This is a genomic window from Streptomyces sp. M-16, assembly GCF_052114405.1.
Classification (GTDB): Bacteria; Actinomycetota; Actinomycetes; order Streptomycetales; family Streptomycetaceae; genus Streptomyces.
In genome coordinates this window covers 53,872-66,763 of sequence record NZ_JBFRER010000021.1, presented here as the reverse complement: position 1 = coordinate 66,763, position 12,892 = coordinate 53,872, and the positions used below count along the sequence as shown (strand labels likewise).

The following is a 12,892-nucleotide window of genomic DNA, read 5'->3' as shown; positions in this document are numbered from 1 at the left end:
CGTCGCAGCGAGGAGGTGCGGCATGTTCCACCGAAACTCGTCCGGACCAGGACGCAGGGGTTCGCAGGACGGCCCCACGAGTCGACAGCACTGGCACCGTGCGCAGGCCAACCCGCTCCGGCGGGCGACGGACCGTACCCGCGGCCGCTGGCTCCTCGTCTTCGCTCTGTCGTGCCTTCTCGCCGTGGCCTGTGGGATCCAGGTGGGACTCACCTCCATGGACAACGGGCTCCGCGCGGCCGCGGAGCTGGCACGGCAGCGACACCTGGTGAAAGCGACCACCGTCGGCGAGGTCACGCGGCACATCCCGGCCGGGGTCAACGGCGCCACCACAGTGGCCCGCGTGCAGTGGCGGTATCCCCCCGCCTCCCAGCACACCGCCACTCTGCCCGTCCCGGCGGGAACGCCCGTGGGGCACACCGTCCCGCTGTGGGTCGACGACACCGGCGAGATGGCCTCCGTTCCCCGAGCCGCGACCGAACTGGCGTCGGACGCCGTCGCGGCCGGAGCGGGCAGTGCGGGCCTGATCACGCTCGCCGCCGCAGGAGTCGTCTCCCTGCGGCTCCGCAGCGTGGAAGCGCGCAACCTGGCCGAGTGGGAGCGCGACTGGGCACGCGTCGAACCGGGATGGTCCGGCCGACTCCGTCCGGGCCGGGAGGCCGGTGACGACTGAGGCCCCGCCGACCCGGCCCGCCGCCTGCTCAGCCGTAGGCGATGACAGCCACGGGCGGGACGGCGAGGTGGACCACGGCGTGGGCGGTCGAGCCGATGTGAGCGCCGAACGACGAGTGGCGGATCCGGCGACCGACGACGATCAGGCCGGCCTCGGCCCCGCAATCCACGAGCTTCTGCGCCGCGTGTCCCATGGGGGTCCGCGCGGTCACGTCGACGGCGGGGAACCGGTCCCGCCAGGGCCTGAGGACGTCGGCCAGATCGGCCGTCACGTTCTCGTTGATCTCAGCGTGGACGCGGGGACCGTAGGCCGCTCCGTACCCGACCAGCACCGGGGGCGGCCAGGCGTGCAGGACGTGCAGGCGGCAGGACCGGCGTGCGACTTCCGCGAAGGCGAAGGCGAGCACGGCGTCGCACGGCCGGCTGATGGCGACGCCGACGACCACGTCGCGTCGGGCGTGCTCCCCGGCCGGGTGAGGCAAGCCGTCCTCCCCGCTGGGTACGAGGACTACGAGGACGACGGGCCGCTCGGTGGAGTGCAGCACGGCCATCGCGACGGAGCCGAGGACGAAGCCCGTCAGGGTGCCGAATCAGCCGGGCCGCCCGAACCATGCTCCATTCCGGCCGGGCGTGATGGCCGGGCTGCTCATCAGGGCGCCGGCCGTCCCGCGCCGAGCGATGGGATCACCTACTCGCCGGCGCGGGCCACAAGCAGCGGCTGGAAGAAGCCCGTCTCCTGTGGCATCCGCCACTGAGGGTCGACGAACCCGGCCTCGGCTGCGAGGCCGGCCAGCCGGTCCCGGCCGAGTGCCCAGTACGTGGTCCGGCGGACCTGGACGCGCCATTCTCCGCTTGCCGGGAGGAGTTGGAAGTGCTCCAAGTCGTAGTGCTCGCCGTCGTCGTGCCAGTGCCAGAGCTGGAAGGTGACGGTTCGTTCTCCTCCGTCGGCTTCGGCGACCCTGTGGACTTGTGGAGGCGTCGAAGCCGGGCGATCGCGCAGCAGGTCGTCGTAGGGCCGTGTGCTGATCAGCAGCCGGCCGCCGGGGCGCAGGACTCGGCGCATCTCAGCCAGGGCGGCGTTCACCTCCTGCTCTGTCAGCAGGTGAGGCAGCGAGTTGTCGGCGCAGACGACAGTGTCGAATTGGCCATCGGCAAACGGGAGGCGCCGCATGTCGGCGGCGGCCGTGCGCAGGCTCAGGCTCCGGCGGGCGGCCTCCCGGGCAGCGCGGGCGGCGGCGCGGGGGCTGATGTCGGTCCCGGTGACCCGGTGCCCGCGCAGCGCCAGGCCGATGGCCTGGGTGCCGATGCCGCAGGAACAGTCGAGCACCGCCGCGCGATCCTGGCCGATCAGTGCGTCCAGGGCGTCCCCCTGCCGACGGATGCTCGCGTCCCAGTCTGAGTAGATCAGGTGGTAGTCGTCGGCCAGTTCGTCATAGAAGTGCGCCACTGATGTCTCAGGCATGACCTGAGATTACCGTGCCGGATTCCCTGGAGACGCTGGTCGCCCTGGCGATCGGCGCGAACGTCCTCGCTGACGACAGTGCCGTCATCCGGTGGACATCTGCCGGCGCGCTGATCACCAACTGCTGTTGAAACTCGGTTCTGGCACCGAGTAACGAGAATGCCAGGGTGAGAGGAGTGCGTCAGGCGGCTTGCCTGCCGGTCATCGGTCCGACCAGTGCCCGACGGGGCGGTGGGGACAGGTGCGGCACTCGAATACGTAGACGTTGATTCCGYAGGTGTCCAGAAGGGTGGGGTTGAACGCCTCGGATTTCCATAGCCAGCGGGTCTCGGTGTTCTCGGCCGTCCGGTCTTCCTGGGGAAGCCAGGTGCGCCAGGACTCACTGTCGAATTCCCTCTCGGCCACGGTCAGAAGGTGCTCCATCCGGCCCCCGCACGTTTCGCAGTCCGGCCAGCAGGGCTCCTGGCTCCAGCCCGGATAGCCACCCAGCTTGATTCCCGGTGCGTCGGCAAGATGCGACGAGTACCGCAGCCCGGTCTCTGCCAGCAGTGCCTCGACACGGGCTTCGAGTGCGTCGCGCAGATCCCAGGGACGGTCATTCCTCGGGTACTCGGTCACCTGCTCGGGGTGAACGACGCAGGGTGCCGGGTACCAGCCGTCGGGAAGCCCGGCCGTCGACGGTGCAGGTGTCGCCCCCACATCTCCGATGGCAAGGGAGCCTCGCCAGTACACCTGGGGCAGCGGGTGACAGTAGGCGCCGTGCGCGTAAGGACACCACAGGACCTGGAGGAGATCGGTGCCCTCTGGGAAGGGCAGGCTGGGTACGTCGGCGCGGTGGATCTGCACGATGGGGGCCATCGGTGAGGCAGGTTCGAGGCGGCTCGCGGTGTCCGGGTCGTAGTGCTCGGCTTCGCACACCGGCCATGGCTCGTCGGCGGGCCACAGGAGCGGGCCACCGACAGAGCTGTCCCGGCACGTCGGAGAACCGGGGCGCGGGTGCAGGCGGACGGACTCACGACGGAAGGGAAGCAGCTCGGGGAAGAGGCTCTCCACGTCGACCGGGCGGTCGGGTGTGTGACGGGACATGTTCCGAACCCTAGAACCGGGGTACGACACGAGCCTCACCGGCCTCGCCGTGCTCCGGATCAGGGCAATGGATCCCCCAAAAGAAGAGAGCCAGCTCTATGGTCGAGCCGGACTGGAACCACTCCGCAAGGTGATCCTGCTTCTGCAACGCTCCGCGACGGCTCCCCAAGAAGCCCGGCGGCCACGTAGTTGGCGGCGCGCCAGTGGGCGTCGAGCTCGGTGATCGGGTACTGCGTCGTCTGCGCTCCTTCATGCGGCGGACCGAGGAGTTCGTCGACTGAGCCGACACCATCGTCGTGGGAATCGACGGATCCCGTCTGGGCCCCTACGGGCGGCAGACCACTACGTCTCCCCACGCAACTGATCGCCGGTGGACCGCATCGTCCGCGCCGGGCCCCAGGACCCCGGCGCGGCGATATCGTGGTGACACCACGCCAGATGAGAGCCGAGGAGTTCCGGATGAGCGAGCAGCCGGCCACCGTGCCCGTGCCCGAACGCCAGCCCCTTGACGAGCACGCCGCCGCGTCCGTCCTCGCGTACGCGGCCGAGCAGCGGGCGAAGGTCGACGTCCTCGCCTCGGTGCTGGAGGACATCGCCGCGAACGGCTACCCCGCCCCGGAGACCGGAGTGCCGTGGGAGACCGCCCGCGACGCCCACCTCGCCCGCCTCGCCGACGAGCAGCCCCGTGTCGCCTGACCCCTCTGGACGCCGCTCACGCGTCGTCATGGTCGAGCCCGCGCTCACCCAGCTCGGGAAGCTGACCGGGAACGAGACGCACCGCCTGGACCGCGCGATCGTCGCCATCAGCGTCAACCCCGACCTCGGCACCGCCGTGCCCGGAACCCTGCTGCGCGACTACGCGGACGAAATCGACGGCGTACGCGTGATCTACTACGTCACCGCCCTGCGGACCGTCACGATCGTGGCGTACATCGAAGCCTGAACGCCACGAACCGCAACGCCCCGATCCGCTTCGCTCCGGGGTGTTGCCGTACCTGCTGCGCGGTGCGCCAGGGCGTTCGACGTCCGGGGCTACGTTGCGGGGCCGTTCGACCTGGGCTTGTACGAGCGGCCGCTGCCGGAATCCAGGGCTGTGACGGTGAAGCAGACGGCAGCGCCGAGGCCGAGGGAGAAGAAGACCGGGTTGACGTAGCCGGGGACGGAGACGGCGTAGTCGCCGATGTCGTCGGTCTCGCACACGAAGCGCAGGGGTACGTACTCCACCCGGTACCCGGTGATCCCTTCCGCCCGCTGCTCCCAGCCCGGGGTACGGCAGGGCGGGATGGGGATCGAGTCCGTTCCGCCGTCCTCCGCCGACATGACCGCGCCGGTGACGTGCAGTAGGCCCCAGGTGTACGCGCCGCACGCGATCGCCGCCTGGGCGAAGCCGGCGGTGCGCAGCCAGGCATGGCTGTCGGCCCGCTGCGGCCCGCCGGCCCGGGCCAGAACACCGACGGCCCGACCCGCGAAGACGAAGGGAAGGATCAGACCGGCCGGGACGAGAAGGAAGAGGAAGAAGGCCATCACCCGACTCCAGCAGGGCTGTGGGAGCGAGTGCTGTGGCGGAGCCCATAATTCCGGCAATAACTTCGCAACTGCCCGGCGGTACGGCCGTGGCGCTGACGAGCGGCCGAGGAGCGGACGGGGACGAGGACCGGTCCGGCGCTCGGCTGCGGGATGCCGGCGCGTCCGGCGGCTCGGCGTGGGCGACTGGTTTCCCGTGCCGCCCCGACGGAATGAGAAACCGGTCGTCGAGGTTCCAGCGATGGAACGCCGRGGCCTGCCCGGCCAGGACACCTTCAGAGAGAAGACATGAAGATGCGTGCCGTCATCCTGTCCGAATACGGTGGCTCCGACGTGCTCCGCGTCGTCGAAGTCCCGACCCCTCAGCCCGGCGACGGCCAGATCCGTATCCGGGTCGCGGCGGCCGCGTTGAACCCCGCCGACGCCTTGATCCGGTCCGGCGCCCTGGCCTCGCGCGTCCCCGCGCGGGAGTACTACATTCCAGGTCTCGACGTCGCCGGAACCGTCGACGCCCTGGGCGGCGGTGTCCGGGGCTTCGCGGTCGGCGACGCCGTGATCGGCTTGTCCGACTGGCCGGACACCCAGGCGGGCACGCACGCCGAGTACGTCGTCCTGCCCGCCACCGCCGTCGCCGCCGCCCCCCGGCACGCGAGCCCGGTCCAGGCGGCGACGCTCCCGCTGAACGGACTCACCGCCCGGCAGGCACTGGACCTGCTCGCCGCGGCCGACGGCGCCACTGTGGCGATCACCGGTGCGGCAGGCGCCGTGGGCGGCTACCTTGTCGAGCTGGCGGCCGCGCGTGGTCTGCGGGTCGTCGCCGTCGCCGGGTCCCAGGACCGGGAACTGGTGGGCAAGTTGGGAGCCACCCTCTTCGTCCCGCGCTCCGAGGACCCCGCCGCCGCGATCCGCGCAACCGTTCCCGGCGGAGTCGCCGGGCTGATCGATGCCGCGGCCTTGGCCGGGTCGGTGATCGGCGCGGTGGAAGACGGCGGCACGTTCGTCAGTGTCCTCGGCGCCGGTCCAGCGGCGGAGCGCGGGATCCGGGTCTCGCAGGTCCGGGTCCACAGCGACGCGGTGCAGCTCGCCGAACTGGCCGCCCTCGCGGACGCCGGCAGCGTCACCCTGCGGGTGGACCGGACGATGCCCTTCGCGGAAGCCGCCGCGGCCCACGACGCCCTGGCCTCGCGCGGCCTGCGCGGGCGCATCGTCCTCGTCCCCCGATGGAGCTGACCGCTGCTCGCGGACCGGCCCGGCCACAGAGGACCGGCTCGGGCCGGACCATCCCCTGATCGTGGGGCTGCTCGTCAACCCGCCGTGGATGCCGGGGCCGTGGTCGCTGGTGGGTGCTGCCGCATCAGGGTGGGGCTGACCCGCGCAACGACGACGCCCCGGGACGCGAGCCCCGGGGCCTGGCTCTGTCACTTCGCCGACCGCCCGGTTCAGCGACCGGTTTCTCAGAGGACGGCGCCGGCTTTGACCACGTGCCGAAGGTGGCGCTCGGGACGGGTGAGGACGGCAAGGTCCGCCAGGGGGTCGCCGTCCACGACGAGCAGGTCGGCGTGCGCGCCCGGCGCGAGGGTGCCGATCTCGCCCTCCATCCGCAGCAGGCGGGCCGCCGTGCTGGTGGCGGAGCGGATCACGTCCGCGGCGGGCTGGACCGCGGCGCGCAGCGTGAACTCCTCCAACTGGGCCGAGTGCAGCGGCCCGAGCAGGTCGCTTCCGAAGACCAGGTTGACTCCCGCCCGGTGCGCCTTCTCCACGGCGGCCAGCCCGTGGTCGCGGACCTCGGTGAGCTTGCGGTAGGACGACTCCGGCAGGCCGGACTGCCGGCTGAGTTCCGCTGTCCGCTCGTACGCGACCAGCGTGGGCACCAGGAAGGCGTCCCGCTCCAGCAGCAGGGCGACGGTCGCGTCGTCGATCAGGTTGCCGTGTTCGACGCAGCGCACGCCTGCCCGCAGAGCCCGGTCTATGGCGCGCGGGTGGTAGGCGTGCACGGTGACGTACCGATTGTGGTTCTCCGCTTCCTCCACAGCGGCGCGGATCTCCTCCTCGCTGTACTGGACGGCGGCGATCTCGTCGTGCGGCGAGGCCACCCCGCCGGAGAGCAGCACCTTCAGGTGGGCGGCCCCCTTGCGGAATTCGTCACGGGCCGCGGCACGGACGGCATCGACGCCGTCCGCGATCCGGGCGAAGTGGGGTCGGCTCTCGCAGCAGGGCACCGAGTCGTCCCCCAGCGGGCGCAGGTCGCCGTGGCCACCGGTCTGCGAGAGCGCCTTTCCGCCGTATACGAGCCGGGGGCCGAGTGCCAGCCCTTCGGCCAGGGCGCGGGCCATGCCGTGGTCGGCGCCGCCCACGTCGCGGACGGTCGTGAAGCCGCGGCGCAGCATCCGTTCGGCCTCCGCCAGGGCCCGGACGGTCAGGTATCCGGGGGTCCAGGACGCGACAGCGGGCAGGTCGAGGGAGGTGACCAGCAGGTGGACATGGGCGTCGATCAGGCCGGGCATCACGGTCGCGCCGGCGGCGTTGAGCACCCGCACGTTCCGCTCGGCGGCCGGCGGGCGGCCGGTCCCGGTGGCGGCGATCCGGCCGTCCGCGACCTCGACCCAGGCAGGGTCGGTACGGGTGCCGGTCTCGGGGTGGAGCAGGTGGGCGTCGGTGATCAGGAGTCGGCTCATGATGGTGGTCCTCTCGTGAAAACGATTCAATACGACCTGTATTGAATACACCATGTATTGAATACACCATGTATTGTGATCCTGTGAAACTCCCCCCTGCCGCCTCCGCGACGCCTCGGCCTCCGCGGCGCCGCGTCCACACCAGAGCCCGCCTCCTGTCGGCGGCGGGCGAGTTGTTCCTGTCCGCGGGGTACGCGCGGACGAGCATCGAGGACATCTGCGCCGCCGCCGGCTACACCCGTGGGGCCTTCTACTCGAACTTCGCCGGCAAGGAGGACCTGCTGCTGGCGCTCTTCGACGAGCACGCCGCCCGGCGCATGACCGAGCTGGAGCAGCTGGCCGGCGCAGCCGAACGGCTCGGGTCCGAGGAGCGGGCGCGGCAGCTGGTCGAAGCCCTGCTGCGGGTCGAGGACGCCGAAACCGGGTGGATCCTGCTCTTCCTGGAGTTCCGCCTGCTGGCCGCCCGTACGCCGGAGCTCACCGAGCGGGTCGCCGCGCACGACCGCACGGTGACAGCGGCGGTGGCGACCCTGCTGGAACGGGTCGTGCCCGAGCTGGTACCGGCCGGGGCCGCTGCCGAGCAGGCCGCCGAGGTGATCCTCGCGGCACGCGAGGGCTTGCTCGCCCGTACGGCCGCGGGCGGCCCGGCCGCCGAGCAGCTGCTGAACGCGACCACGGCAGTACTGGCCGGGCTCCTGGGCTGACACGGCCTCGGCCGAGCGGACCAGCGTCTGCGTCGCATCGAGACGGCCGGCCTTCCGGCTCGTGGAGAGCGCAGGGAGCAGCCCGGTCAGCCGTCGACCCGGTGCGCGGCCCAGAACGGGGTCAGGTCCTCGGCGGTGACGGCCCGGGCGGCGGCCTTGAAGGCGGGCGTGGTGCTCACCCCGTACCGGTGCGTGCGGACGTAGCCGCGGAGCAGGCGGGTCATCGCGTCGGCCCCGATGGTCCGCCGCAGGTCGTGCAGGGCGCAGGCGCCGTAGCCGTAGACGACGTCCTCGTACCGGGCCGGGTGCTCGTCCCAGTACGCCATGCCGTTGGTGATCCGTTCCTGCGGCGTCGCCCACACGACGGCGCGCCGGCAGTCCGAGCAGTCCCGGCCGAGGGCGAGGTCGGTGGCGTACTCGGCGAAGGACTCGTCCAGCCAGGGCTGGTGGTACTGGTCGTTCCCGACGATGCCGTACCACCACTGGTGGGCGATCTCGTGGACCAGGGCGGAGGCCTTCACCCGGTCCAGGACGAATCCCGGGTACTCCATGCCGCTGAACCAGAGGTCGTCGTCCAGGACGACGGCCAGCTCCCCGTAGGGGTAGGCGCCGAACGCGCGTGCGTGCGTGTCCATCGCGGACGTGGCGGTGGCCAGCATGGCCCGGGCGTCCGCCGCCGCGACGCCGGCCACCCTGTGGACGTGGACGGTGACCCCACCCGAGGAGACCCCGGAGACGGTCTCGAACGAGCCGGCCGACCAGGCGAAGTCACGCACCTGACGGGCCGTCGCCGTGGTGACGGTCCGTCCGGCCGACCCCGGCGCCTCGGTCGTGCTGCCGGTGGCCGGCACCCCGATGGCGGCCGGGTGGTCCAGTACGACGGCGAAGTCGGCGGCCAGGGTGTAGAAGGATTCCCCGGTATCGGTGAACGGGTCGAGGTGCCAGCCGGCGGCGTCCCGTACGGCGAGCACCGGCAGGGCGTTGCCGAAGTGGCTGTACGCCCCGTGCCGAGCGAACCTTCCGGCGCTGTCGACGAGTTCGGGGGCCCGTACCGTGAGGGCGAAGCCGATCGTGTGGCGCTCGCCGGGGCCGAGCGGGGCCTGCAGGGCGATCCGCAGCGCGGTGCAACCGGCCCGGAGGCCGTCCGCGCCGCCCCCGACGAGGTGCGTCACGGTGACGGCCGGCGCCGAGCAGCCCCCGTGGGCGTTGCCCCACAGCCTGAGGAAGACCTCGTGGAGCGGATCCGCCGAGACATTGGTGAAGCTCACCTGCTCGTGCCCGGACCACGTACCTCCCGAGGAGTCACCGGCCAGCTCGACCGCGTAGGCCGCCGAGGCCGGCGTCCGGGCCGGCTCGGCGCCCCGCCCGCTGCCGGGTGGCGCGCCGCCCGGCATGGAGGCGGTCAGTGCGAAGCACGCGAGAACGGCTGCCAGGAGCCGGGCGGCCCTGCTCATGGGTCTTCCTACGGAGTCGGTGACGGTGGGGCCAGGTGGGGGAGGGCCGGGCTCCGGAGACGGCCGGAGCCCGGTCCCGGTCACCGGCCGCCGGTGCCCTCCCGCTGCCGAAGGACCGCCAGTTCCACCGCCCGGTCGACGGCGGGCAGGCAGGTGGCGATGTCGGTGTGGACCACGTACTCCACCGCTGCGACCGTGTGCAGGCCCTGGACCAGGAAGGTGTACTCCCTGTCGCGTTCCAGCAGCAGCACGATCGGCTTGCCGAAGGCGCTGGCCCAGCCGATCTCGATGTGGGTGCCCGGGGAGGCGGGGTGGCCCGGCAGGGCCACGAAGACGTCGGCCTTGCGGATCTCGTCCTGGTCGAGCTTGGTGCACTGCTCCGGACGCATCAGTTCCGCCCCCCACGCCTCACGGCGGTGGGCGTTGTGTACGGCGAGCCCCTGCGCCTCGAAGTGCTTGATCAGGACGTCGAACGGCGCTCGCGCGTCAGCCGGCATCTCGCCGGTCTCGGGATCCAGGAGCTGGATGAAAGGGCCGGCGAGGAAGACCGAGCGGATGCCCGGGCCGGGGCGGGAGCCAGGGGACCCGGCGGAGTCAGGGGAGTCAAGGGGAGGGGTGATGGCCATGGGGTACCTCCGGAGGGGTGCGCGGTGCGCGGTGCGCGGTGTCGGATACGGGCCGGCCGGCGCACGGCCGGGCGTGGCCGAGGGGGAGGAGAGGGCGGGGGTCAGTCCTTGAGGAAGCACTGGATGAAGGCGTCGCCGGTGGTGCCGCCGTGCGTGTACTCGGTGGTGTCGTACGCGACGAAGGGGTGCCGCTCGACCCGGATCCGGCGGAAGTGCGGGAGGTATTGCCAGCGCAGTTCCGGCTTGGTGCTGAAGAACGGGATGAAGACGCCGCCCGGGCGCAGCACCCGGACGACCTCCGGCATGGTCCTGGCCCACAGCTCGGTGTCCGTCCAGACCTCCATGTCGAGGGCCGGGTCGAAGAACATCCCGTCGATGCTCTCCGACGGCAGCTCGAAGATCCGTTCGAAGAAGTCGCCCCGCTCGACCGTGAGGTTGTCGGGCACGTGGGGGTGCCGGGCCCTGAACAGGTCCTCGACCTCGTCGAAGAGTTCCAGCACCGTGTGGCTGCGGGTCGCCGGGTTCCCGGCGATGCGCAGCGCGGACAGGCCGAGCCCCAGCCCGACCTCGTAGAAGTCCTTGCCGTATTCGCACAGCATGTCGGCGCTGGCCCACATCAGGTCCCGCTCCCAAGCCTGCATGGCCTGTTCGCCGCCGATGCTGAGGGTCACTTCGCCGTCCTGCTCGATCAGTTCGATCGCGGGCTTCTCCTGGGGCGCGGTGCCCCGCTCCGTGAGGCTCTGGCTGTCCATGTTTCCTTCTCCCTGCGGGGGTGGGGGCGGGTCGGGTACGGGGGGCGGTCAGGTGGTTCGGGGCACGACCCCGAAGTGGCGTCGGGCGGTGGAGACGGCGAGGTCCTGCACGGCGAACACCGTGAAGTAGTAGGCCTGCGGGGCGGTGCCGGGAGCGAAGCGCACACGGAACGCGACGTCCTCGGCGCGCCCACCGGTGAGCCGGAGCCTGGTGGTGGCCGGTTCCAGGGTGGTGTCCTCGCGCAGGTAGCCCGGGACGAAGAGACCCAGCCGGACCGGGCCGGTCCGGGCCGCGGTGACCGTGGCCCGGACCTCCAGCACCTCGCCCTGCCCGACTTCGTCCGCGGCGTGCGCGAGCAGCGTGGGAGCGTCCGGGATCCGGAAGGTGACGTCGCCGCACCGCATGCAGACGGCGCAGGTGGTGTCCAGGACGTGCGGGAGCAGGCCCCTGCGGGTGAACTCCTGCGCGGGGCGGCCGCAGTGGCAGGTGACCTCCCGGACCTCCGGGTCCAGGCTGCTGCGGTCGCCGAAGTGCGCCGGGTAGTTCATCAGCTCGGTCTCGGGGTCGGCCGCGATCTGCTCGGTGATCGCATGGTCGAGCGACTGGAGGTCGGCGGTGAGCGAGGCGTCGATCTGCTCGGGCGACTGGTCGGCGAGGTGGGTGGGCCGTGCCACCCACAGGTCCACCTTGCGGGCCAGTTTGGTCAGCCGGGGCCGCAGCGGGTGGTTGTGCGGCAGCAGGTCCGAGGCGAGGTAGGCGGTGAGCCTGCTGCCCACGGTGAGCAGGAGCGGGTCGGGGCGGTGGTCCGCCGGAGCAGGGGGCGCGGGCGTGTCCTCCGGCGCCCCGGGCAGTCCGAAGCGCATGAACGCCGGGTAGGGGTGCGATCCCGCCAGGCTGGCGTTGAGGGTGTCGACCGAGTCCGCGCCGATGAGGGCCCCGTGCATCCAGGCGACGTTCTCCGGCCGGTCGGAGTCGTGCACCGACACGGCCGAGACCACGGTGCGGGCCGGGCCGTCGAGCGCGTTCAGCAGCAGCTGGTACTTGGGGTCGTACAGCGCGAGGTCCGCGAGCGGGCCGCTGTTGCACGCGCTGAGCACCAGCTCCACGGCCTCCACCCGGTTGAGGGGGACCAGTTTGTCCTCCGGCTTGTAGCAGGGCAGGCCGTAGGCGCAGCGCGGGCCCAGCAGCCCGGGCGTGGCCGGGGCCGAGCCGTTGAGGCCGCAGATGGTGAACTCGCCGAGGTTGACGCTGTCGTCCTTGCCGTGCCCCTGGAAGGCCACCCGCCTCCACCGGGTGCCCAGGATCTCCGCCTGGATGTCCGAACGCTCGAAGTCGCGGTCGTCGAAGACCTGGACGCCGGGCAGCCGGGGAGGCCGGTCGGTGTCCGTGAAGAGGCCGAGGGCGTCTACGTCGAGGGCCGGCTCCGCGTACTGCTTGGCTACGTTCCAGACGACCGAGGCGTCGTCCCGGCCGCTGAGCAGCGTCAGTCCGTGCCGCGGGCCGCGGTAGGTCGCCATCAGCAGGGCCCGGACGGGTGCGAGGGTGAGCCGGTCGTATCGGCCGACGACCAGCAGCGAGCCGCCGTGCCGGGCCCGGAACGCCGCGACGTCGGCCAGCTCCTCCTCGGCCACCCACGTCCGGGCGAGCGGGCGGGCCAGCTCCGCGAGCCCTTCGGGCAGTTGTGCTCCGCCGAGAACGATCCCGACGTCCAGCGGGTGCGGCGGCCGCAGGCCCCCGTACAGCCGGCGGGCCAGTTCGACGCTCTCCGCCAGATCCGCGCGGTCCTCGGTCGGGACCGGCACCGGCAGGAGCCGGGGGGAGTCCAGGAACTCCCGGACGGCCCGGGCGAATTCCCGCCGGGTGACCGGACGGAACAGGGGGGCCGGGCCGGACGGCCGGTCGGGCCGCTGGTCGGTGACGGCGGCGTTCATGGTGG

14 protein-coding genes are annotated in these 12,892 nt (G+C 72.0%); 5 read left to right on the top strand and 9 right to left on the bottom strand.

What is annotated here, in order from left to right:
• The first annotated feature begins 22 nt into the window (after positions 1 to 22).
• Entirely contained in the window at positions 23 to 673 is a 651-nt protein-coding gene (locus AB4039_RS12560; RefSeq protein ID WP_442270734.1) for an Rv1733c family protein, read from the top strand.
• A 28-nt stretch (positions 674 to 701) separates the two neighbouring features.
• Here the strand turns inward: AB4039_RS12560 and AB4039_RS12555 are convergent, their stop codons facing one another.
• The 3 genes from AB4039_RS12555 to AB4039_RS12545 form a co-directional block, all read right to left on the bottom strand.
• Positions 702 to 1,223, bottom strand: coding sequence for a universal stress protein (locus AB4039_RS12555; RefSeq protein WP_266844503.1), 522 nt, complete (start codon positions 1,221 to 1,223; stop codon positions 702 to 704).
• Positions 1,224 to 1,360: 137 nt separating this feature from the next.
• Positions 1,361 to 2,134: a class I SAM-dependent methyltransferase gene (locus AB4039_RS12550; RefSeq protein ID WP_266844502.1), complete on the bottom strand. Its 774-nt coding sequence runs from the start codon at positions 2,132 to 2,134 to the stop codon at positions 1,361 to 1,363.
• A gap of 201 nt (positions 2,135 to 2,335) precedes the next feature.
• A complete protein-coding gene (locus AB4039_RS12545) occupies positions 2,336 to 3,052 on the bottom strand; it encodes a DUF1963 domain-containing protein (RefSeq protein ID WP_442270733.1) in 717 nt (238 codons plus the stop codon).
• Positions 3,053 to 3,679: 627 nt separating this feature from the next.
• Here AB4039_RS12545 and AB4039_RS12540 point away from each other — a divergent pair.
• Together AB4039_RS12540 and AB4039_RS12535 are read left to right on the top strand one after the other, a co-directional pair.
• Entirely contained in the window at positions 3,680 to 3,916 is a 237-nt protein-coding gene (locus AB4039_RS12540; RefSeq protein WP_266844498.1) for a hypothetical protein, read from the top strand.
• A 28-nt stretch (positions 3,917 to 3,944) separates the two neighbouring features.
• Positions 3,945 to 4,163 (top strand): hypothetical protein, encoded by a 219-nt coding sequence (locus tag AB4039_RS12535; RefSeq protein WP_266844496.1) that lies wholly within the window; start codon positions 3,945 to 3,947, stop codon positions 4,161 to 4,163.
• 89 nt (positions 4,164 to 4,252) lie between these two features.
• On the opposite strand, the gene AB4039_RS12530 is transcribed toward AB4039_RS12535, so the two are convergent.
• A complete protein-coding gene (locus AB4039_RS12530; protein WP_266844495.1) occupies positions 4,253 to 4,744 on the bottom strand; it encodes a hypothetical protein in 492 nt (163 codons plus the stop codon).
• A gap of 288 nt (positions 4,745 to 5,032) precedes the next feature.
• Here AB4039_RS12530 and AB4039_RS12525 point away from each other — a divergent pair, with 288 nt between their 5' ends.
• On the top strand, positions 5,033 to 5,974 hold the full coding sequence (locus tag AB4039_RS12525; protein ID WP_442270732.1) for an NADP-dependent oxidoreductase: 942 nt from the start codon (positions 5,033 to 5,035) through the stop codon (positions 5,972 to 5,974).
• A gap of 224 nt (positions 5,975 to 6,198) precedes the next feature.
• Here the strand turns inward: AB4039_RS12525 and AB4039_RS12520 are convergent, their stop codons facing one another.
• Positions 6,199 to 7,419, bottom strand: a complete 1,221-nt coding sequence (locus AB4039_RS12520) for an amidohydrolase family protein (RefSeq protein WP_442270731.1) — start codon at positions 7,417 to 7,419, stop codon at positions 6,199 to 6,201.
• Between the two features lie 83 nt (positions 7,420 to 7,502).
• On the opposite strand from AB4039_RS12520, the gene AB4039_RS12515 reads away from it, so the two are divergent.
• A complete protein-coding gene (locus AB4039_RS12515) occupies positions 7,503 to 8,123 on the top strand; it encodes a TetR/AcrR family transcriptional regulator (RefSeq protein WP_266844492.1) in 621 nt (206 codons plus the stop codon).
• Between the two features lie 86 nt (positions 8,124 to 8,209).
• Here AB4039_RS12515 and AB4039_RS12510 read toward each other — a convergent pair whose 3' ends face one another.
• The 4 genes from AB4039_RS12510 to AB4039_RS12495 all read right to left on the bottom strand — a co-directional run bounded on the left by AB4039_RS12510 (position 8,210) and on the right by AB4039_RS12495 (position 12,887).
• Complete coding sequence (locus AB4039_RS12510) at positions 8,210 to 9,577, bottom strand: M1 family metallopeptidase (RefSeq protein ID WP_442270730.1); 1,368 nt, start codon at positions 9,575 to 9,577, stop codon at positions 8,210 to 8,212.
• An 80-nt stretch (positions 9,578 to 9,657) separates the two neighbouring features.
• Complete coding sequence (locus AB4039_RS12505) at positions 9,658 to 10,203, bottom strand: nucleoside 2-deoxyribosyltransferase (RefSeq protein WP_442270729.1); 546 nt, start codon at positions 10,201 to 10,203, stop codon at positions 9,658 to 9,660.
• Positions 10,204 to 10,304: 101 nt separating this feature from the next.
• The gene (locus tag AB4039_RS12500; RefSeq protein WP_266844487.1) at positions 10,305 to 10,955 is read right to left on the bottom strand and encodes a class I SAM-dependent methyltransferase; all 651 of its coding nucleotides are present in this window, start codon (positions 10,953 to 10,955) and stop codon (positions 10,305 to 10,307) included.
• Positions 10,956 to 11,003: 48 nt separating this feature from the next.
• Complete coding sequence (locus AB4039_RS12495; protein ID WP_266844486.1) at positions 11,004 to 12,887, bottom strand: hypothetical protein; 1,884 nt, start codon at positions 12,885 to 12,887, stop codon at positions 11,004 to 11,006.
• Positions 12,888 to 12,892 lie beyond the last annotated feature (5 nt).